Annotated in this window: 2 protein-coding genes; both read left to right on the forward strand. The window is 71.2% G+C overall.

What is annotated here, in order from left to right; all coding sequences use genetic code 11:
- Positions 1 to 303 precede the first annotated feature (303 nt).
- Positions 304 to 654 (forward strand): PadR family transcriptional regulator, encoded by a 351-nt coding sequence (locus ACIBEC_RS47835; RefSeq protein WP_360510349.1) that lies wholly within the window; start codon positions 304 to 306, stop codon positions 652 to 654.
- Complete coding sequence (locus ACIBEC_RS47840) at positions 651 to 1,115, forward strand: hypothetical protein (protein ID WP_360510351.1); 465 nt, start codon at positions 651 to 653, stop codon at positions 1,113 to 1,115. Before ACIBEC_RS47835 ends, ACIBEC_RS47840 begins: the two co-directional genes overlap by 4 nt.
- Positions 1,116 to 1,186: the final 71 nt, after the last annotated feature.

Below are 1,186 nucleotides of genomic sequence, written 5' to 3' on the forward strand. Positions count from 1 at the left end.
ACCCGCACCCTCTACGACGAGGCCACCGCCTGGTCACACCACGCAACCCTCCCCGCGGCAGCTTGACACCGCTATGGCATGGGATGTCTGACAGCGAGCGGCCGTCAGTGTCCATGCCTGACAGCTTTGCACCGCGAAGGTTCAGCTGCCCGGCGATCTCCGTCTCCACCAGCCGCACCGCGCCAGCGGCCTGAACACCCACCAATCCGGCGAACGTATGCGGTCACAGCACTAGCAACCGAGATGACTGCCGATCGCTTCGCTCTTGCCAGACACTACGGTGACCGTACTATGGTGGTGGGCATGACGAAGAAACGCTCCATGCAGGAGCCCACCTTCCTCCTGCTGACAGCCCTCGCGGACCGGCCCCGGCACGGCTACGCGCTCGGTGACGAGGTGGCCGCGATCTCCGACGGCCGGGTGCGGCTCGGAGCCGGCTCCCTCTACGGCACCCTGGACCGGCTGCTGGCGGAAGGGCTGATCCGGGTCGAACGGGAGGAGACGGTCGACGGGCGCCCCCGCCGCGTATTCGCCCTCACCTCGGCCGGCACGACGGCACTCACGGAGGAGAGCGAGCGGATGCGCGCAGCCCTGCGCGAGGCCGACCGGCGCCTGGCCGTCTCCCGGCCCCGGCTCGCGGGAGGTGCGGCATGACCACGGACCGACCCTCGACGAACGCCCGGCTGCTCCGGTGGGCACTCGCGCTCTACCCGGCCTCCTACGGAGCCGGCGCACGGGCCGAGATCGCCGACCACGCCGAACACCACATCGCCGGGGCCGGCCGGCTCACCGGGCTACGGGAGGTCGCCGACGTGGCCGGGCACGGCACCCGGGTACGGCTGGGCCTGCTCTCCCACCGGCCGGCGGGCCGGGCGCTGGCCACCGCCGCTCCGCTCGCCGCGATGCTCGCCGGCACGTTCGCGGCCTGGCACCTGTGGTTCCTCGTCCAGATCGCCCGCGCCTCCGGGTTCGACACGTACGCGTTCTCCGGCACCCGCGTCGGCACCGTCACCGTGGTGCTGCTCGCCCCGGCCGTACTGATGGCGGCGGCGGTACTGGCCGGACACCGAACGGCGGCAAGGACCATGGCCCTCGGAAGATTTCAAGTCCAGTGAGACGGTCGTGACGCTATGAGGTTTGTGGTGCGGGTTCCCTGCGCTTGGCCGGGTCGTTGATCCACGCCGTC

The organism is Kitasatospora sp. NPDC051164 (assembly GCF_044455625.1).
In the GTDB taxonomy this organism is placed as follows: domain Bacteria; phylum Actinomycetota; class Actinomycetes; order Streptomycetales; family Streptomycetaceae; genus Kitasatospora.